Origin of the sequence: Streptomyces atriruber, assembly GCF_001418325.1 — a bacterium.
In the GTDB taxonomy this organism is placed as follows: Bacteria; Actinomycetota; Actinomycetes; order Streptomycetales; family Streptomycetaceae; genus Streptomyces; species Streptomyces atriruber.
Genome location: NZ_LIPN01000330.1, coordinates 1 through 18,171, shown reverse-complemented (window position 1 = coordinate 18,171; position 18,171 = coordinate 1). Strand labels below are relative to the sequence as shown.

The following is an 18,171-nucleotide window of genomic DNA, read 5'->3' as shown; positions in this document are numbered from 1 at the left end:
CTATGACCGCGAACGTGCGGCGGCGCGGGGCGAACCGCCCGCGCCTCCCGCAGGCGGTTCGCCCCGCGCCGCCGCACGTTCGCGGTCATAGCCGGCGTGCTGCTCGTCCTGGGGATCGGCACCGGCGTCTGGTACATCAACTCGGGCCAGTTCACGAAGGTCCCGCCGCTCCTGGCGAAGACCGAGGCGCAGGCGAAGCAGCGGCTCGACGACGCCGGGCTCGAAGTGAAGGACATCAAGCGCACCTACAGCGACACGGACAAGCGGGGCACGGTGATGAACACCGACCCCGCGGCGGGCGACCGCATCCGGCAGAACGGCGGGGTGACGCTGACCATCTCGCTGGGCCCGGAGACCGTGAAGGTCCCGGACATGAAGAACATTCCGCTGGCCAAGGCCAAGAAGGAGCTCCAGAACTCCGGACTCGAACCGGGCATGGTCACCAAGCGCTTCGACGAGGACATCGACAAGGGCTCCGTGATCAGCACGGACCCGCGGGCCGGCTTCACCCGCAAGGCGGGCTCGGCCGTCGCCCTGGTCGTCAGCAAGGGCCGCCCGGTCGAGGTCCCGGACGTGACGGGCGAGTCCGAGGACGACGCCACCGCGGACCTGGAGGACGCCGGGCTGAAGGTCGAGATCGCGCCGTCGCGGGTCAACTCCGACGAGGACAAGGGCGATGTCGCCGCCCAGTCGCCCGCCGCGGACGAGATGATCGCCGAGGGTGACACGGTCAAGCTGACGATCTCCAAGGGCCCCCCGATGGTCGAGGTCCCGGACGTCACGGGCATGAGCGTCGACGAGGCCAAGGACGAGCTGGAGGGAGCGGGCTTCGAGGTCGACGAGGACCGGGGCCTGCTGGGCATCTTCGGGGACACCGTGAAGAAGCAGTCGGTGGACGGCGGCGACAAGGCGCCCAAGAACTCGACGATCACCATCACGATCCGCTGAGCCCGCCGCCCGGGGACCCCTGCGGGGACCTCCCCGGGCGCGTGCCACCCTTGACGGTGTGAGCAGCAACAAGTCCCCCAGCGCAACGTCCCGCAATCCCGTCGGCGGCCATGTCCCGGTGGCCGGCGGACTCGCCTCCGTCGGTCTCTCGTACGCCCGTGAGCTCGGCGCGGAGACCGTCCAGGTCTTCGTCGCCAACCCGCGCGGCTGGGCGACCCCGCCCGGCAACCCGAAGCAGGACGAGGAGTTCCGCGCGGCCTGCGCCGCCGAGCAGATCCCCGCGTACGTCCACGCGCCGTACCTCATCAACTTCGGCTCGCACACCGAGGCGACGGTCGAGAAGTCCGTGGAGTCGCTGCGCCACTCGCTGCGCCGGGCGCGCGAGATCGGCGCGCTCGGCGTCGTCGTGCACACCGGGTCGGCGACCGGCGGCCGGGAGCGGACCGTCGCCCTGCGGCAGGTGCGCGACCGCATGCTGCCGCTCCTGGACGAGCTGACGCACGACGACGACCCGTTCCTGCTCCTGGAGTCGACCGCGGGCCAGGGCTCCTCGCTCTGCTCCCGCACCTGGGACTTCGGCCCGTACTTCGAGGCGCTGGACTCCCACCCCAAGCTCGGCGTCTGCCTGGACACCTGCCACATCTTCGCGGCGGGCCACGACCTGACGGGCCCGAGCGGCATGAAGCAGACCCTGGACCTCCTCGTGGACACGGTCGGCGAGGGCCGTCTGAAGCTCGTGCACGCCAATGACTCCAAGGACGTCGTCGGCGCCCACAAGGACCGCCACGAGAACATCGGCACCGGTCACATCGGAGAGGAGCCCTTCCGCGAGCTGATGCTCCACCCCGCCACGGAGGGTGTGCCGCTGATCATCGAGACGCCCGGCGGCAAGGAAGGACACGCGGCGGACGTGGCCCGCCTGAAGGAGCTGAGGAGCGTCTGACGGAACGCTCGCCGCGGGGCTAGAGCTCGGGGCCGTCCCCGGGCTCTTCCTGGTACGAGTAGCGCTGCTCGCGCCAGGGGTCGCCGAGGTTGTGGTAGCCGCGCTCCTCCCAGAAGCCGCGGCGGTCGGCGGTCATGTACTCGACGCCGCGGACCCACTTGGGGCCCTTCCAGGCGTACAGATGCGGGACCACGAGCCGCAGCGGGAAACCGTGCTCCGCGGTGAGCAGTTCGCCGCCCTTGTGCGTGGCGAGAATCGTGCGGTCGGAGGCGAAGTCGGCCATCCGCATGTTCGAGCTGAAGCCGTACTCGGCCCAGACCATCACATGTGTGGCATTGGCCGCGGGCGGCACGATCTCCAGGAGCGTGCGGGCCGGGAGGCCGCCCCACTCGGCGCCCAGCATGCTGAACTTCGTCACGCAGTGCAGATCGGCGACCACGGAGTCGTACGGCAGGGCGGAGAACTCGTCGTGCGTCCAGCAGTGCTTCTCGCCGTCCGCCGTGGCGCCGAAAACCCTGAACTCCCAGCGCTCAGGCCGGAACTTCGGCACCGGGCCGTAGTGCGTGACCGGCCAGCCGCGCTGCAGCCGCTGACCCGGCGGAAGCTCCGGCTCCGCTGCCTGTCGAGATGCGCGTTCCGCCGGCTGACCCATGACTCCATCCTGACAGACCCGGGACGGTGGACGTGACCAGCCGCAGCCCGGCCGACGCCGATTGGGGCAACTCCTACTAAGCGTGCACTTACTGGACGCCCTCCGAACACCGGTGCAAGGATGCGCGCTACCTGCCCAGTCACCCGCGTGGAAGGAGCCTCTGCGATGCAGGGCGACCCCGAGGTCATTGAATTTCTCAACGAGCAGCTGACCGCCGAACTCACGGCGATCAACCAGTACTTTCTCCACGCCAAGATGCAGGAAAACTTCGGCTGGACGAAGCTCGCGAAGTACACCCGGTCCGAGTCGTTCGACGAGATGAAGCACGCGGAGGTGCTGACCGACCGGATCCTCTTCCTCGACGGCCTGCCCAATTACCAACGGCTCTTCCATGTGCGCGTGGGCCAGACGGTCACCGAGATGTTCCAGGCCGACCGGCAGGTCGAGGTGGAGGCGATCGACCGCCTGCGGCGCGGGATCGAGGTGATGCGCGCCAAGGGCGACATCACATCCGCGAATATCTTCGAGTCGATCCTTGAGGACGAGGAGCACCACATCGACTATCTCGACACCCAGCTGGAGCTCGTCGAGAAGCTGGGTGAGGCGCTCTACATCGCGCAGCTGATCGAGCAGCCGGAGGGCTGAATCGGGCGGCTGACGGGCTAAGCGGCCTCGTCCAGGCCGGTGAGCGCCGGTTCTCCCTGGTCGACCAGGTCACGGCGGGGGCATGCGCCCCGGCCGAGCAGCGCCTGGATGCGGCGCACGCACGAACCACAGTCCGTGCCCGCCTTGCAGGCCGACGCTATCTGGCGGGGGGTGCAGGCGCCGTCCGCCGCGTGCTTCTTCACCTGCGCCTCGGTGACCCCGAAGCAGTTGCAGACGTACACGCGGTTCACCTCCCGGACAGGACTCATCGGTAGCGCCGCCCCGATTGATCGGTGAGGCTAACCTAACCTTACCCGCGACGTCCCGCACACAAAAGCCCCGGATACGCCGGTGGGGCGCGGATCACACGGATCCGCGCCCCACGCGTACGTACGGACGAGAACTACTGGTCGCGGTACATCTCCGCCACCAGGAACGCCAGGTCCAGCGACTGGCTGCGGTTGAGCCGCGGGTCGCAGGCCGTCTCGTAGCGCTGGTGCAGGTCGTCGACGAAGATCTCGTCGCCGCCGCCCACGCACTCGGTGACGTCGTCACCGGTGAGCTCGACGTGGATGCCGCCCGGGTGGGTGCCGAGGGCCTTGTGGACCTCGAAGAAGCCCTTGACCTCGTCGAGCACGTCGTCGAAGCGGCGGGTCTTGTGGCCCGAGGCCGCCTCGTAGGTGTTGCCGTGCATCGGGTCGGTGATCCAGGCGACGGTCGCGCCGGAGGCGGTGACCTTCTCGACGAGCTCGGGCAGCTTGTCGCGGACCTTGTCGGCGCCCATGCGGACGATGAAGGTCAGCCGGCCGGGCTCGCGGTCGGGGTCGAGGCGCTCGATGTACTGCAGCGCCTCCTCGGCCGTCGTGGTCGGGCCGAGCTTGACGCCGATGGGGTTGCGCACCTGGGAGGCGAACTCGATGTGCGCGTGGTCCAGTTGGCGGGTGCGCTCACCGATCCAGACCATGTGGCCCGAGGTGTCGTACAGCCGGCCGGTGCGCGAATCGGTGCGGGTCAGCGCCGATTCGTAGTCGAGGAGCAGCGCCTCGTGCGAGGCGTAGAACTCGACGGTCTTGAACTCCTCCGGGTCGGTGCCGCAGGCCCGCATGAAGTTCAGCGCGTTGTCGATCTCGCGGGCCAGCTGCTCGTACCGCTGGCCGGAGGGGGACGACTTCACGAAGTCCTGGTTCCAGGCGTGCACCTGGCGCAGGTCGGCGTACCCACCCGTGGTGAAGGCGCGCACCAGGTTGAGCGTGGAGGCGGACGCGTTGTACATCCGCTTCAGACGCTCGGGGTCCGGGATGCGGGCCTCTTCGGTGAAGTCGAATCCGTTGACGGAGTCGCCCCGGTAGGTCGGGAGCGTCACGCCGTCGCGGGTCTCGGTCGGCTTGGAGCGCGGCTTCGAGTACTGCCCCGCGATGCGGCCGACCTTCACCACGGGCACGGAGGCCGCGTACGTGAGGACGGCGCCCATCTGGAGCAGCGTCTTCAGCTTGTTCCGGATGTGATCGGCGGACACGGCGTCGAAGGCCTCGGCGCAGTCGCCGCCCTGGAGGAGGAACGCCTCTCCCTTGGCTACAGAGGCCAGTCGGGCGCGCAGCTGGTCGCACTCGCCCGCGAAGACGAGCGGCGGATACGACTCGAGGTCCGCGATCACATCGCGCAGAGCCTCGGCATCGGGGTACTCGGGCTGCTGCGCCGCGGGCAGGTTTCGCCAGGTGTTGCCACCGGTAGCGGTGGTCTTAGCGTTCACGGTCACCCCGTCAACACTACGGGGTGATGCGCCCCGTCCATCCCCCCGCTCACGAAGTGAGACAGAGGCGACACCATGGAGTGATCGCTTCCCCTCGGGGCGTCCCGATGATGCGCTAGGGTGCGGGACATGCGTACGCAGACGACGACCCAGAACTGGTGGTGGCCCGCTCATCCGGCGGCCCACTGACTCTGCGCGCACACAGACTCGCGAAGGCCGCCCGAGGGGCGGCCTTCAGTGTTTTCCGGACTTCGCCGGGAGCGGGCCGTTCCTCTCCGAGTGAGAAGGAACAGCCCCCATGCAACTGACACAGCAGCTGACAGAGCTCCTGGCCGACGATCGGCCGTTCGCCCTGCTGCGCCGCCGCACCCCGGGCCACGACCACGACACGGTCGAGGTCCTGATCGGCCCGACGGGCACGTACGAGCGGCTCGCGGACATCCCCGAGGGTCTCGCCCTCGTGCCCTTCCGGCAGATCAGGGAGCGCGGCTTCGACGTCCGTGACGACGGCACACCACTGACCGTGCTGACCCCCGAGGAGCGGTACGAGCTGCGGCTCGCCGACGCCCTGGCGGCACTGCCCGCGCACGACGTGTGGGTCGAGGGCGGGGCCTTCGACGTGGACGACGCGGCGTACGCGGACATCGTGGGACGGGTGCTGCGCGAGGAGATCGGCCGGGGCGAGGGCGCCAACTTCGTCATCCGCCGTACGTACGAGGGCGGGATCCCCGGCTTCGGCAGGGCCGACGCCCTCGCGCTCTTCCGGCGGCTGCTCGTCGGCGAGCGGGGCGCGTACTGGACGTACGTCGTGCACACCGGGGACCGCACGCTGGTGGGGGCCAGCCCGGAGGTGCACGTGCGGATGTCCGGCGGGACCGTCGTCATGAACCCGATCAGCGGCACCTACCGCTATCCCGCGCAGGGGCCCACGGCGGACGACCTGCTCGCCTTCCTCTCCGACGGCAAGGAGATCGAGGAGCTCTCGATGGTCGTCGACGAGGAGCTCAAGATGATGTGCACGGTCGGCGACATGGGCGGCGTCGTCATCGGGCCGCGGCTGAAGGAGATGGCCCACCTCGCGCACACCGAGTACGAGTTGCGGGGCAAGTCGTCGCTGGACGTGCGGGACGTCCTGAAGGAGACGATGTTCGCGGCGACCGTCACCGGGTCGCCGGTGCAGAACGCCTGCCGGGTCATCGAGCGCCACGAAGCCGGGGGCCGCGGCTACTACGCGGGCGCCCTCGCCCTCATCGGCAGGGACGCGGGCGGCGCGCAGACGCTGGACTCCCCCATCCTCATCCGCACCGCCGACATCTCCGCCACCGGGCGGCTGCGGGTGCCGGTGGGCGCCACGCTGGTGCGCGGCTCCGACCCGATGAGCGAGGTCGCCGAGACGCACGCGAAGGCCGCGGGGGTGCTGGCCGCCCTCGGCGTGCGCCCCGGGCGCCCCCGCGAGGAGGAGGCGCGGCCCGCCCTCGCCGACGATCCCCGGGTGCGGGCGGCGCTGGACGGGCGGCGGGCGGCCCTCGCGCCGTTCTGGCTGCGGATGCAGGAGCGCACGGGCGAACTGGCCGGACACGCGCTCGTCGTGGACGGCGAGGACACGTTCACGGCGATGCTCGCGCACGTCCTGCGCTCCTGCGGCCTTCGGGTGTCGGTGCGGCGGTACGACGAGGAGGGGCTGCGGGAGGCCGTGCTCGCGCACGAGGGGCCCGTGGTGCTCGGCCCCGGTCCGGGCGACCCTTCCGACCTCGCCGACCCCAAGATGCGGTTCCTGCGCGCCCTGGCGGCGGAGGTGATCGGCAGGCATGAGCACGGCGTGCTCGGCGTCTGCCTCGGGCACGAGCTGATCGCGGCCGAGCTGGGCCTGGAGATCGTCCGCAAGGAGGTGCCGTACCAGGGCGCGCAGACGGGCATCGACCTGTTCGGGCGCACCGAGACCGTCGGGTTCTACAACAGCTTCGTGGCGCGCTGCGACGACGAGGCGGCGGCGGAGCTCGCCGCGCACGACGTCGAGGTCAGCAGGGACGCGGCGAGCGGCGAGGTGCACGCGGTGCGCGGCGGCGCCTTCGCGGGCGTGCAGTTCCACCCGGAGTCGGTGCTGACGCTGCGCGGGGCCGGGATCGTGCGGGAACTGCTCGGTCAGCTCTTGGCCGGGGCCGGGACGAGGACGTTCTCGGAGCGGCGGCCCGCCTGATAGTCCAGGACGTTGCGCACCGTGGTGTCGATGATCTGGCCGACCGCGTCCACGGTGTAGTACGCCTGGTGGGAGGTGACCACGACGTTCGGGAAGGTGACGAGGCGGGCCAGCGTGTCGTCCTCGACGACCTCCAGGGACTTGTCGAGGAAGAAGAGGCCCGCCTCCGCCTCGTACACGTCCAGGCCCACTCCGGTGAAGCGTCCCGCGCGCAACTCTCCGACCAGGGCCTCGGTGTCGATCAGACCGCCGCGGCTGGAGTTCACCAGGATCGCGTCGTCCTTCATGGTCCGCAGCGCCTCGGCGCCGATGAGGTGCTGGGTGGCCGGGAGCAGCGGCACGTGCAGGCTGACGAGGTCCGCCTCGGCGAGGAGTGCGCCCTTGTCGACGTACTTCATGCCGAGCTCGGTGCAGGCGGGGTTCTCGGTGACGTCCCAGCCGAGCAGGCGCATGCCGAAGCCGTGCGCGATACGGGTGAACGCCTCGCCGATCTTGCCGGTGCCGATCACCCCGGCCGTGCGGCCCCGCAGGTCGCGGCCCATCAGGCCGTCGAGGCGGAAGTCGAAGTCGCGGGTGCGGTTGCTCGCCCGGACGATGCGGCGGTTGACGGCCATCGCGAGGGTCCAGGCGAACTCGGCCACCGAGTAGGGCGAGTAGTACGAGACGCGGGCGACGGTCAGTCCGAGGCGCTCGGCGACCTGGAGGTCGATGTTGTTGAAGCCGGTGGACCGCTGGGCGATCATCTGCGTCCCGCCGGCGGCGAGGGTCTGCAGGACGCGGTTGTTCAGCGTGGCGTTGACGCTGGAGGAGACGATCTCGTAGCCCGCGGCGATGGGGGCGGTGTCCTCGTTGAGGAACACGTCCAGGCAGCGGACGTCGTGGTGCCCCTGGAAGGCCTTCTCGATCAGCGGCTTCTCGTCGGACTGCACGCCGAACGCGAGGATCTCCATGGGCGTGAGTCTAGGTACTGGTTCCGGGGACGGCACCTGGAGCTCGGGCGCCGTCCCCCTCGGGGCTCGGGCTCAGCCGAAGAAGACCCCGACCTCCTGGTAGAGCGCCGGGTCGACCGTCTTCAGCTTCGCCGTGGCCTGCGCGATCGGGACGCGGACGACGTCCGTGCCCTGGAGGGCCACCATCTTTCCGAAGTCGCCGTCCCGCACGGCCTCGATCGCGTGCAGGCCGAAGCGCGTGGCGAGCCAGCGGTCGAAGGCGCTCGGCGTGCCGCCGCGCTGGACGTGCCCGAGCACGGTGGTGCGGGCCTCCTTGCCGGTGCGCCCCTCGATCTCCTTGGCCAGCCACTCGCCGACCCCGGAGAGCCTGACGTGCCCGAAGGAGTCCTGCGTGCCGTCCTTGAGGACCATCTCGCCGTCCTTGGGCATCGCGCCCTCCGCGACGACGACGATGGGGGCGTACGACGCCTTGAAGCGCGAGGTCACCCAGGCGCAGACCTGGTCGACGTCGAAGCGCTGCTCGGGGATGAGGATGACGTTCGCGCCGCCCGCGAGGCCGGAGTGCAGGGCGATCCAGCCCGCGTGGCGGCCCATGACCTCGACGACGAGGACGCGCATGTGCGACTCGGCGGTGGTGTGCAGGCGGTCGATCGCCTCGGTCGCGATGCCGACGGCGGTGTCGAAGCCGAAGGTGTAGTCGGTGGCGGAGAGGTCGTTGTCGATCGTCTTCGGGACGCCGACGACCGGGACGCCGTACTCGTCGGTGAGCCGCGCGGCGACGCCGAGCGTGTCCTCGCCGCCGATCGCGATGAGGGAGTCCACCTCGTACTTCGCGAGGTTCTCCTTGATGCGGCGCACCCCGTTCTCCGCCTTGAACGGGTTGGTGCGCGAGGAGCCGAGGATGGTACCGCCGCGCGGCAGGATGCCGCGGACCGCGGGGATGTCGAGCGGGACGGTGTCGCCCTCCAGCGGACCGCGCCAGCCGTCCCGGAAGCCGACGAAGTCGTAGTCGTACTCCTGCACGCCCTTGCGGACGATGCCCCGGATGACGGCGTTGAGCCCGGGGCAGTCGCCGCCTCCGGTCAGTACGCCGATTTTCTTGGACCCCATGAAAAGTCCCTTCGCCTCAGTGACCTGATGCGCATCACGCTAATGGTGATCCAGGTCACCCAGGGACGGTGCGGACAGTCAATTCCCTTGCTGTGCTGGGGAGTTGATCATGCACGTTCACTCGTACGAGGGGTCATGCGTCGTCGGGCTTGTCGATGCCGCGCTCTATCGCGTACCGCACGAGCTCCACCCTGTTGTGCAGCTGGAGCTTGCCCAGGGTGTTCTGGACGTGGTTCTGCACGGTGCGGTGGGAGATGACCAGGCGCTCGGCGATCTGCTTGTAACTCAGGCCCTTGGCGACGAGCCGCAGGACCTCCGTCTCGCGGTCGGTGAGCTGCGGGGCCTTCGGGTCGTCCGGGGTGCCGGTCGCGGGCTCGGTGGCCAGGCGGCGGTACTCGCCGAGGACCAGTCCCGCGAGGCCCGGGGTGAAGACCGCGTCGCCGACGGCCGTGCGCCGCACCGCGTCGATCAGCTCCTCGGTGGACGCCGACTTCAGCAGATAGCCGGTGGCGCCGGACTTGACCGCCTCCAGGACGTCGGCGTGCTCGCCGCTCGCCGAGAGGACCAGGACGCGCAGCGCGGGGTTGGCGCCGACGAGCTCCTTGCAGACCTGCACGCCCGGCTTCAGCGGCAGGTTCAGGTCGAGGACCAGCACGTCGGGGGCGGCGGCCTGCGCGCGGCGGACCGCCTGCTCGCCGTCGCCCGCGGTGGCGACCACGTCGAGGCCCGCCTCGGCGAGGTCACGGGCCACGGCGTCGCGCCACATGGGGTGGTCGTCGACGACCATGACCTTGATCGGGTCGGCCGCCCGGCCGTCCGCCGCGGGGCCGGTCACTGTGGTCTCCGTGGCTCCCGCGGCCCCGGTGGCCGGTTCCTGCCGCTGCTGCTGCTCGTTCATCTCGCCTTTCCTGCCTTCCCCCGTGCGTCCCGCGCCGCTTCGCGCGGGACTTTCAGTTCCACTTCCGTCCCCTGGCCCGGCACCGAGATCAGCTCGGCCGTGCCCCCGATGTCCCGCAGCCGCCCCCGGATCGACAGGGCCACGCCCAGGCGGCCCTCCCCCTCGGCCTCCGCGAGCCGCCCCTCCGGGATGCCGGGACCGTCGTCCCTGACCGTCACGATCACCTCGTCGGGCTCGTCCTCGACCAGGATCCACGCGCGCGCGTCGTCGCCCGCGTGCCTGCGGACATTGTCCAGGGCGGCACCGACAGCGGCCGCCAGCTCCCTCGCGGCCCCCGGCGCCAGGAGCACCGGCGCCCCGGGCTCGGAGAGCGTGACCTTCGCGCCCGCGTGCGGGACGAGGAGCGAGCGCAGATCGCAGGGCGCCGCGCCGTCCGGCTCGGCCGGGTCGTCATCGGGGACCTCGACGGCTCGGACGACGGCGCCCTGCGAGATGTCCTCCGACGCGTACGAGGCGGGCACCATGCCCCCGGCGACCAGGGTGCGCAGCGCGACCTCCTGCTCGCCCGCGAGCCGGCCGAGCTCCGCGGCCTCGCCGCCGATGGCGGTGCCGCGCCGCTGCACCATGGCGAGCACCTGGAGGACGCTGTCGTGGATGTCGCGGGCCAGCCGCTCGCGCTCGCGGGTCGCGGCCTCTATCTCCAGGGCGCGGGCCAGGGTGCGCTCGGAGGCGCGGGCCAGCTCCACGACGTAGCCGATGGCGATGGAGGCGATGCAGACCAGCAGGACGTTGTGCAGGGTGTCGCGGCTGAACGCGCCGCGCTGCACCACGTTGGCGACGCCCACCAGCAGGGACGCCGAGGCCGCCCAGCGCCAGCCGCCCTTGATGGCGAACGCGAGCACGGAGCCCGCGGTCCATATGGAGGGCAGCGTCGGGACGCCGTCGATGATGCGCTGCTGCGAGTCGGCGAGCGGCGTGAGCAGGATGCCCACGAGAGCGACGGTCAGGTCCGCGAAGAGGAAGCGCCGGGTGCAGCTCGCCGCGTTCGCGACGCGGGGCAGGGTGGCCAGGGTCCAGGGGGCGAGCACCGCGTAGTAGGCGACGGCCAGCCAGGGGCGGTCCAGCTTGTCGTGCGCCGCCACGAAGAGCCCGATCGCGTACAGCATCGTCAGGACGCGGTAGGCGGTGAGCGCACGCCACAGCGGCTGCTCGACCGACATCCTCATGACTTTTTCGCGCTTGGCCATGTCCCCCACCGCCCGTGTGCCCACCCCTGAACGGACGCGGCTAGGAGCCGGCCCGTTCCTTGTCTTCCTTGTCTCCCTTGCCCTGCTTGTCTTCCTTGTCCGCCGCCTTGGCCGCCTTCGCCGCCTCGGTGATCTGACGCTTCGCGGCCGTCGCGTACATGTCGACGTACTCCTGGCCGGAGAGCTTCATGATCTCGTACATGACCTCGTCGGTCAGCGCGCGCAGCACGAAGCGGTCCTGCTCCATGCCCTGGTAGCGCGTGAAGTCGAGCGGCTTGCCGATGCGGATGCCGGGACGCATCAGCTTGGGCATCACCTTGCCGGGCGGCTGGATCTTCTCCGTGTCGATCATCGCGACGGGGAGCACGGGCGCGCCGGTGGCGAGCGCCACGCGCGCGAGGCCGCCCGGCTTGCCCCGGTAGAGGCGTCCGTCGGGCGACCGCGTGCCCTCGGGGTAGATGCCGAAGAGCTCGCCGCGCTCCAGGACCTCGATGCCGCTCTTGATGGCCGCCTCGCCCGCGCCGCGCCCCCCGGAGCGGTCCACGGGCAGCTGGCCCACGCCCTTGAAGAAGGCCGCGGTGAGCTTCCCCTTCACACCGGGCGAGGTGAAGTACTCCGCCTTGGCGATGAAGGTGACCTTGCGGTCGAGGACCGCGGGGAGGAAGAAGGAGTCCGAGAACGAGAGGTGGTTGCTCGCCAGAATCGCGGGACCCTCGGCGGGGACGTTCTCAAGGCCCTCCACCCAGGGCCTGAAGCCGAGCTTCAGCGGCCCTCCGATGGCAACCTTCATTGCGCCGTAGATCAAACCGAGTGCCTCCTGTTTCTGTGGATCAGACCTTAACCCGGGGTACGGCCAATGGGCCCGACGACCCTGGTCGGTGTCAGTCCGGTCGCGTACGGTGAAGTACTCCCACCTCTCACGAAGGAGACCGAAGTGCCGGTCCTCCCCGGAGCCGAGCCGTACCGCCACGAAGGCGGCGAGGTCGGCGTCCTCCTCTGCCACGGCTTCACCGGATCCCCGCAGTCGCTGCGCCCCTGGGCCGAGTACCTGGCGGAGCGCGGCCTCACCGTCTCCCTGCCGCTGCTGCCCGGACACGGCACACGCTGGCAGGACATGCAGGTCACCGGCTGGCAGGACTGGTATGCCGAGGTGGAGCGCGAGCTGCGGGCGCTGCTCGACCGGTGCGAGCGGGTCTTCGTCTTCGGGCTCTCCATGGGCGGTGCGCTCGCGCTGCGCCTGGCGGCCGAGCACGGGGACGCGATCAGCGGCCTCGTCCTGGTCAACCCGGGGAACAAGGTGCACGGCCTCGCGGCGCACGCCCTGCCCGTCGTGCGCCACCTCGTGCCGAGCACGAAGGGCATCGCCAGCGACATCGCCAAGCCCGGCTCCGAAGAGATCGGGTACGACCGGGTGCCGCTGCACGCCGCGCACTCCCTGCGCCGCTTCTTCCAGGTGGTCGACGCCGAGCTGCCGCAGGTGACCCAGCCGCTGGTGGTGCTGCACAGCCCGCGCGACCACGTGGTGCCGCCCGCCGACTCGGCGCGGATCCTCAGCCGCGTCTCCTCCACGGACGTCGCGGAGATCCTGCTGGAACAGAGCTACCACGTCGCGACGTTGGACCACGACGCGGACCGGATCTTCGAGGAGAGTTACGCGTTCATCGGCCGGCTCGCCCCCAGCGTCGGTAAGGAAGGGACGGCCACCGGTGGCTGAGCACGAGGCGGACCGCGAGGACAGCCGCGAGCCCGAGAAGAGCAAGGTGCCCCAGGAAGGGGGGCCCGTGGAGGGGTCTCCCGTGGACGGGGTGCCCCTGGACGAGGACGCCGCCTGGCGGGCGATCGTCGCGGGGTACGGCGAGGAGCCCGCGGATCCGCCGGGCGCCAAGCCCTTCAAGTCCATCGAGGACCTGGCGCTCCTGGAGACGGAGACGAACGGCCCCGCGGGCGCCCCGGCGAAGAGCGAGCCCGGCGCGGATGGCGGGGCGGACGGCAGGAAGGACGACGAGGACGCCAAGAAGGACGCCAAGCCCGGCGGCGACAAGCCGCTCGGCAGCTCCGTCTCCTTCGCGCCCGGCATCGGCGGCCCGCGCGACTACAGCACGCCGGAGCCCTCCGAGAGCGACTTCGACGCGGACGACGAGGGCCACTTCGTGCCGCCCGAGCCGCCGCCGCTGCCCGATGCCGACGTGACGGCCAAGTTCGCCTGGCTGGCCGTGCTCGGCGGCCCGCTGCTCATCCTGCTGGCCGTGCTGTTCGGCTGGCAGATGACGTGGTGGCTGACCACGCTCGGCATCGGCGGCTTCCTGGGCGGTTTCGCCACGCTCGTGATGCGGATGAACAGCGGGGACGACGAGGAGGACGACGACCCGGGTCGCGGCGCGGTCGTCTGAGATCGCCCACACGTCACCCCCGTCCCCACCTCCGTCACCCACAGCCCCTGGGGCCCGTCCGGAACCTCTCCGGACGGGCCCCGCGCATGTCGCGTACGCCGATGGAACCCGATCGGGCCGAGCGGCGAAGGAGAGGTGAACCACCGAACGAGCCCAAGCCTTCGAGGCGTTCAGACGAACGAAAGGAGCCCCGATGACCGTCGACCCCGGCGTCCCCCTTCGAACGGGGCAGCGCACTTGTGACAAGAGCGACGCCTGGTACATCGAGCGGTCCCGGGACGAGCCCGAGCAGTTCGCCGCCCTCTTCGACCGGCATGCCGACGCCGTGTACCGGTACGCGGCCCGCCGGCTCGGCCCGGAGGCGGCGGAAGACCTGATGGCCGACACCTTCACCACCGCATTCCAGCAGCGCCACCGCTTCGACCCGGCGCGGGCCGACGCCCGCCCCTGGCTGTTCGGCATCGCGACCAACCTCGTCGGCCGGCACCGCAGGGCCGAGGCCCGCCGCTTCAAGGCGCTGGCCAAGGTGCCCGGCCCGGTGCAGCACGACGAGCCGGTCGCCGATCTCGCGGTCGCCCGCGCGGGCGCCGAGGGACTCCGCGGCGCCCTGGCCGCGGCCCTGGCCGGGCTCTCCGCCCGCCACCGCGACGTGGTCCTGCTGGTGGCGTGGGCCGACCTCAACTACGAAGAGGCGGCGCAGGCGTTGGGGGTGCCCGTCGGCACCGTCAGATCGAGGCTGCACCGGGCTCGCAGCACATTGCGCGAAGCACTGGGCGGATCCGATCCGACAGCTTTCCAGGAGGCACACGCCCATGAATGAGCTCGATGAACTGCGCGACTGGGACGCGGGGGCTCCCCCGCTGGACGACGACACCCGCCACCGCGCACGGGTGCGCCTGTTCACCGCGATGAACGCATCGGCCGCGCCGGTACGACGTCCCCCGCGGCGCCGCCCCGTGCTGCGCATCGCCGTCGCGGGGACCGTCGCGGCCGCCGTGGCGGGCACCGTGCTGGTCACGGTGAACAACGGCGACGACGAGGAGACCCGGGCCAAGCCGCCCGGGAACAGCGCGCCGTCGATGCGCAACGTCAGCGCCCGGGCCGTGCTCAACGGCGCGGCCGCCTACGAACGGAAGCACGAGAAGACCGTGGCCCCGCGCGACGACCAGTACATCTACACGAAGGAGATCATCAAGGAGACCGAGAAGGAGACGGGCGAGGTCGAGCGGCACGTCGACGAGAACTGGCGTTCCGTGGACGGCTCGAAGCGCTCCTGGATCATGGAGATCGGCAAGGGCTGGTGGTCGGAGCCGCTCAAGGCCGACGAGGGGATGTGGCCCCCGCAGGACTGGGGCACCCTGAAGAAGCTCTCGACCGACCCGGAGAAGCTGATCCTCTCGCTGCTCCACAAGACCGGACCCGACGACAAGAACGACTCCCTGAACGAGATCACCGACCAGGAGTGGTCGGACGTCCACTTCAGCCTCGCCGGTCTGCTGAAGCTGGTCCCGGTGATGCCGAAGGGGCTGCGCCCGGCCGCGTACGAGGCGCTCGGCATGGTCCCAGGAGTGAAGGCGGTCCCCGGCCAGCAGGACGCCAAGGGCCGCACGGGGGTGGCGATCACCTACGACGACCCGGCGCGGCAGGGCGCGTCGTTCGGCGGCTTCTTCATCTTCGACCCGGAGACGTACGAATTCCTGGGCTTCCGTGACACCCGCACCTCGGGTGACGGCAAGAACATGAAGACGTACACCCAGCTCTCGTACCTCGACAGCTGGGCGATCACCGACGAGGTCAAGCAGCGGCCGTAGCGGCCGGGACCCTGAGGGCGGCCAGGACCGGAAGGTGGTCCGTGGCCGCCCTCAGGTCCGCCCCGCTCACCCCGGGCAGGTCCAACGGCACGCCGCAGCCGAGGACTTCGATGCCGGAGGTCGCGAAGACCGCGTCGATGCGCTGGTGCGGGTCGTCCGGCGTCGAGGTGTTCTCGCTGCCCCAGGGCCTGGCCGTCCAGCAGTCCTGGAGTCCGGCGGCGAGCCTGCGGAACGTCCGGCCGCCCGGCCGCTCGTTGAGGTCGCCGCCCGCGACCGCGTGCTCCACGCCCATCCCGGCGAGCCGGTCGAGCAGCATCCCGCCCTGCGCGTACCGCTCGTCGCTCTGCAGGCTCAGATGACAGCTCAGGACGCCGACCCTGGCGCCGCCGAAGCGGACGACGGCGGTCGCGAAGCCGCGCCGGTGCAGCCCGGGAGTGAGCGGGAGCAGGACGTCCTCGGTGCGCTCGACCGTGGCGCGCAGCGAGCAGAGCAGCGCGGGTCCGGCCGCGGAGCCGCCGCCGGAGAGGATCACCAGGTCGGCCGCGCGCGCGAGGCGGGCCAGCTTCTTGCGCCAGCGGAAGAAGCGCGGGGCCTCCTGGACCAGGACGAGGTCGGGGGCGCAGGCGGCGATGATCCGGGCGAGCGCGGCGGTGTCGTCGCGCATCGAGCGGATGTTGTAGCTGAGCACCCGGATGACGGCCGAACCGTCGGGTTCGGTGCGGGAGTTGGGGAGCGCAGGGGTCGGGCTCGTCGGCATGGCGATCAAGATACGCGAACGCCGGACAGGCAGAGGGTATCCAGCCTGTCCGGCGTTTGGGACGAGCGGAGAGCATCCAGCCCGTCCGGCGTCTGAGGACGAGCGCGCAGCGCGATCGACGGCGCCCCGTCGCCGGGTCACATGACGGGATCGGGCTCCCGCGCCAGGTCCGCCGCGCCGACCAGGCCCGCCTTGTTGCCCAGCTGGGCGGCGATGACCTCGGCCTCGGGGCGCCAGGCGGCGCCGACGAGCCAGCGCTTGAAGGACTTGCGGATCGGGTCGAGGACCAGCTCGCCCTCGTCCGAGAGGCCGCCGCCGACGATGAACGCCGACGGGTCGAAGAGCGACGCCAGGTCGGCGAGGCCGGCGCCCGCCCAGCGGGCCAGCTCGCGGTAGGAGTCGATGGCGACGGCGTCGCCCTGTCGTGCCGCCATCGAGATGTGCTTGCCCTCGACGCCCTCGGGGGTGCCGTCGCCCAGCGAGAGCAGGTACTCGGCGTTCTCGGGGGTGGCGTTGGCGCGCTGCTTCGCGTACCGCACGAGGGCGCGGCCCGAGGCGTACTGCTCCCAGCAGCCCTGGCTGCCGCAGCCGCAGAGCAGGCCGTCCGGGACCATCCGGATGTGGCCGAACTCGGCGGCCACGCCGAAGTGGCCGCGGCGCAGCTTGTTGCCGATGATGATGCCGCCGCCGAGGCCGGTGCCGAGCGTGATGCAGATGACGTTGCGGTGGCCCTTGCCGCCGCCGAAGCGGTACTCGCCCCACGCGGCGGCGTTCGCGTCGTTCTCCACGACCACGGGCAGGCCGACGCGCTTCTCGACCTCTTCCTTGAGCGGCTCCTGGCGCCAGTCGATGTTCGGCGCGAAGTAGACCGTGGAGCGCTGCCGGTTGACGTATCCGGCGGCGCCGATGCCGACGCCGACGATGTCGTGCCCGGCCCGTGCGCCCGCCACGGCGGAGGCGATCGCGTCGACGATGGCCTCGGAAGTACCAGGGGTCGGCACCTTGAAGGTCGAGAGGATGTTGCCGTCCTCGTCGACCACTCCGGCCGCGATCTTGGTGCCGCCGATGTCGACGCCGATGGTGAGTCCCATGAATCCCTCAGTTCGATCGAGCCCCGCTACGGCCCACCGTACCCGAGGGGGGTCAGTCCAGATCGATGTGTTCGCCCGCCGAGGAGCCGTCGTCGCGACGCTCCCGGCCCGGTGCGCCGTCCTTCGCGGCGTCGTCCGTCGCGCCGCCGCGGGTCCACCGGCTCTCCTGGCCCTCGACCGCCGAGCGGTAGGCGGCGAGCAGTTCGGAACCGGCCGCCGCGAGGTGGTCGAAGACGTCGGGGTTGCGCTCGATGACCGGCTCGACGACGGCCTTCGCCTCTCTGGCGACCTGCTTCAGGGTCTGCTCGACGGCACCCTGCGCGACCGCGCCGAGCAGCGGCGCCTGCAGTCCGGAGAGCTTGTCCGACACGGCGTCGACGAGCTTGCGCAGCTCCTCGGCCGCGGAGCCGGGCGGCGGCCCGTACTGCGCACGGCGGCGGGCCTTCTCCGCCGCGAGATCCTCGGCGCACGCCTGCGCCCAGGCGTCGGCGTGACTTTCCTGGGGTTCCGGGGCTTCGCGCTCGGTGCCATCGCTCATGCCACTCGACGTTACCCGAATGGAGGTACGCCGTTCACCGCTCGCGCGGCCACAGGTCCGGATCGGGCGCGAACCGCACCCTCAGCTCGCCCTCGCGCAGCCCGGCGCCCGCGACGGTGCAGCGGCGCAGCGCGGACGGCAGGGTGACGATGCGGCGGTAGGGGCCCGCGGTGACGACGAGCTCGTCGCCGCGCCGGATCAGACCGAGCTCCTCGCGGGTGACGCAGGGGAGCGGGATGTGCCA

General features: G+C 71.1%; 20 protein-coding genes and 1 pseudogene. 9 read left to right on the top strand and 12 right to left on the bottom strand.

Features of this window, described 5'->3' with window-relative positions:
• Positions 1-36 precede the first annotated feature (36 nt).
• Positions 37-948 (top strand): annotated as a pseudogene (locus tag AOK03_RS30015) (Stk1 family PASTA domain-containing Ser/Thr kinase); the annotation flags it as partial.
• Between the two features lie 58 nt (positions 949-1,006).
• Complete coding sequence (locus AOK03_RS30010) at positions 1,007-1,891, top strand: deoxyribonuclease IV (RefSeq protein WP_055568504.1); 885 nt, start codon at positions 1,007-1,009, stop codon at positions 1,889-1,891.
• A 19-nt stretch (positions 1,892-1,910) separates the two neighbouring features.
• On the opposite strand, the gene AOK03_RS30005 is transcribed toward AOK03_RS30010, so the two are convergent.
• Positions 1,911-2,543, bottom strand: coding sequence for a sulfite oxidase-like oxidoreductase (locus AOK03_RS30005; RefSeq protein ID WP_055568503.1), 633 nt, complete (start codon positions 2,541-2,543; stop codon positions 1,911-1,913).
• Between the two features lie 165 nt (positions 2,544-2,708).
• Between AOK03_RS30005 and bfr the strand changes: the two genes are divergently transcribed.
• Positions 2,709-3,188, top strand: coding sequence for a bacterioferritin (gene bfr, locus AOK03_RS30000; protein ID WP_055568502.1), 480 nt, complete (start codon positions 2,709-2,711; stop codon positions 3,186-3,188).
• A gap of 17 nt (positions 3,189-3,205) precedes the next feature.
• Here bfr and AOK03_RS29995 read toward each other — a convergent pair whose 3' ends face one another.
• On the bottom strand, positions 3,206-3,457 hold the full coding sequence (locus tag AOK03_RS29995; RefSeq protein WP_107098140.1) for a (2Fe-2S)-binding protein: 252 nt from the start codon (positions 3,455-3,457) through the stop codon (positions 3,206-3,208).
• Positions 3,458-3,591: 134 nt separating this feature from the next.
• On the bottom strand, positions 3,592-4,944 hold the full coding sequence (locus AOK03_RS29990; protein WP_055568500.1) for a class II 3-deoxy-7-phosphoheptulonate synthase: 1,353 nt from the start codon (positions 4,942-4,944) through the stop codon (positions 3,592-3,594).
• 123 nt (positions 4,945-5,067) lie between these two features.
• Between AOK03_RS29990 and AOK03_RS45250 the strand changes: the two genes are divergently transcribed.
• Positions 5,068-5,127, top strand: a complete 60-nt coding sequence (locus AOK03_RS45250) for a trp operon leader peptide (RefSeq protein ID WP_107098142.1) — start codon at positions 5,068-5,070, stop codon at positions 5,125-5,127.
• 109 nt (positions 5,128-5,236) lie between these two features.
• Positions 5,237-7,135, top strand: a complete 1,899-nt coding sequence (locus AOK03_RS29985) for an anthranilate synthase family protein (RefSeq protein WP_055568499.1) — start codon at positions 5,237-5,239, stop codon at positions 7,133-7,135.
• Here AOK03_RS29985 and AOK03_RS29980 read toward each other — a convergent pair.
• From AOK03_RS29980 to AOK03_RS29960, 5 genes are all read right to left on the bottom strand, one after another.
• Entirely contained in the window at positions 7,081-8,085 is a 1,005-nt protein-coding gene (locus tag AOK03_RS29980) for a 2-hydroxyacid dehydrogenase (RefSeq protein ID WP_055568498.1), read from the bottom strand. The two genes, AOK03_RS29985 and AOK03_RS29980, sit on opposite strands and share 55 nt — an antisense overlap.
• A 72-nt stretch (positions 8,086-8,157) precedes the next feature.
• Entirely contained in the window at positions 8,158-9,195 is a 1,038-nt protein-coding gene (locus tag AOK03_RS29975) for a 6-phosphofructokinase (protein WP_055568497.1), read from the bottom strand.
• A 133-nt stretch (positions 9,196-9,328) separates the two neighbouring features.
• On the bottom strand, positions 9,329-9,982 hold the full coding sequence (locus AOK03_RS29970) for a response regulator (RefSeq protein WP_055568507.1): 654 nt from the start codon (positions 9,980-9,982) through the stop codon (positions 9,329-9,331).
• 107 nt (positions 9,983-10,089) lie between these two features.
• Positions 10,090-11,340 carry a MacS family sensor histidine kinase gene (gene macS, locus AOK03_RS29965; protein ID WP_055568506.1) on the bottom strand — a complete coding sequence of 417 codons (1,251 nt, stop codon included), beginning with the start codon at positions 11,338-11,340 and terminating at the stop codon, positions 10,090-10,092.
• A 40-nt stretch (positions 11,341-11,380) separates the two neighbouring features.
• The gene (locus tag AOK03_RS29960) at positions 11,381-12,142 is read right to left on the bottom strand and encodes a lysophospholipid acyltransferase family protein (RefSeq protein ID WP_079075036.1); all 762 of its coding nucleotides are present in this window, start codon (positions 12,140-12,142) and stop codon (positions 11,381-11,383) included.
• Between the two features lie 132 nt (positions 12,143-12,274).
• On the opposite strand from AOK03_RS29960, the gene AOK03_RS29955 reads away from it, so the two are divergent.
• The 4 genes from AOK03_RS29955 (at position 12,275) to AOK03_RS29940 (ending at position 15,541) form a co-directional block, all read left to right on the top strand.
• On the top strand, positions 12,275-13,054 hold the full coding sequence (locus tag AOK03_RS29955) for an alpha/beta hydrolase (RefSeq protein WP_055568505.1): 780 nt from the start codon (positions 12,275-12,277) through the stop codon (positions 13,052-13,054).
• Positions 13,047-13,730, top strand: a complete 684-nt coding sequence (locus AOK03_RS29950) for a hypothetical protein (RefSeq protein ID WP_055568495.1) — start codon at positions 13,047-13,049, stop codon at positions 13,728-13,730. Before AOK03_RS29955 ends, AOK03_RS29950 begins: the two co-directional genes overlap by 8 nt.
• Before the next feature lie 193 nt (positions 13,731-13,923).
• Complete coding sequence (locus AOK03_RS29945) at positions 13,924-14,550, top strand: RNA polymerase sigma factor (protein ID WP_055568494.1); 627 nt, start codon at positions 13,924-13,926, stop codon at positions 14,548-14,550.
• Positions 14,543-15,541 (top strand): CU044_5270 family protein, encoded by a 999-nt coding sequence (locus tag AOK03_RS29940; protein WP_055568493.1) that lies wholly within the window; start codon positions 14,543-14,545, stop codon positions 15,539-15,541. The genes AOK03_RS29945 and AOK03_RS29940 overlap by 8 nt, the downstream gene beginning before the upstream one ends.
• Here AOK03_RS29940 and AOK03_RS29935 read toward each other — a convergent pair.
• From AOK03_RS29935 to AOK03_RS29920, 4 genes are all read right to left on the bottom strand, one after another.
• Complete coding sequence (locus AOK03_RS29935; protein ID WP_055568492.1) at positions 15,525-16,298, bottom strand: endonuclease/exonuclease/phosphatase family protein; 774 nt, start codon at positions 16,296-16,298, stop codon at positions 15,525-15,527. The genes AOK03_RS29940 and AOK03_RS29935 overlap by 17 nt on opposite strands.
• A gap of 137 nt (positions 16,299-16,435) precedes the next feature.
• On the bottom strand, positions 16,436-17,389 hold the full coding sequence (locus AOK03_RS29930) for an ROK family glucokinase (RefSeq protein WP_055568491.1): 954 nt from the start codon (positions 17,387-17,389) through the stop codon (positions 16,436-16,438).
• A 52-nt stretch (positions 17,390-17,441) separates the two neighbouring features.
• Entirely contained in the window at positions 17,442-17,927 is a 486-nt protein-coding gene (locus AOK03_RS29925) for a DUF5304 domain-containing protein (protein WP_055568490.1), read from the bottom strand.
• Between the two features lie 34 nt (positions 17,928-17,961).
• On the bottom strand, positions 17,962-18,171 hold a 210-nt coding region (locus tag AOK03_RS29920), incomplete at its 5' end, for an ArsA family ATPase (RefSeq protein WP_425264426.1).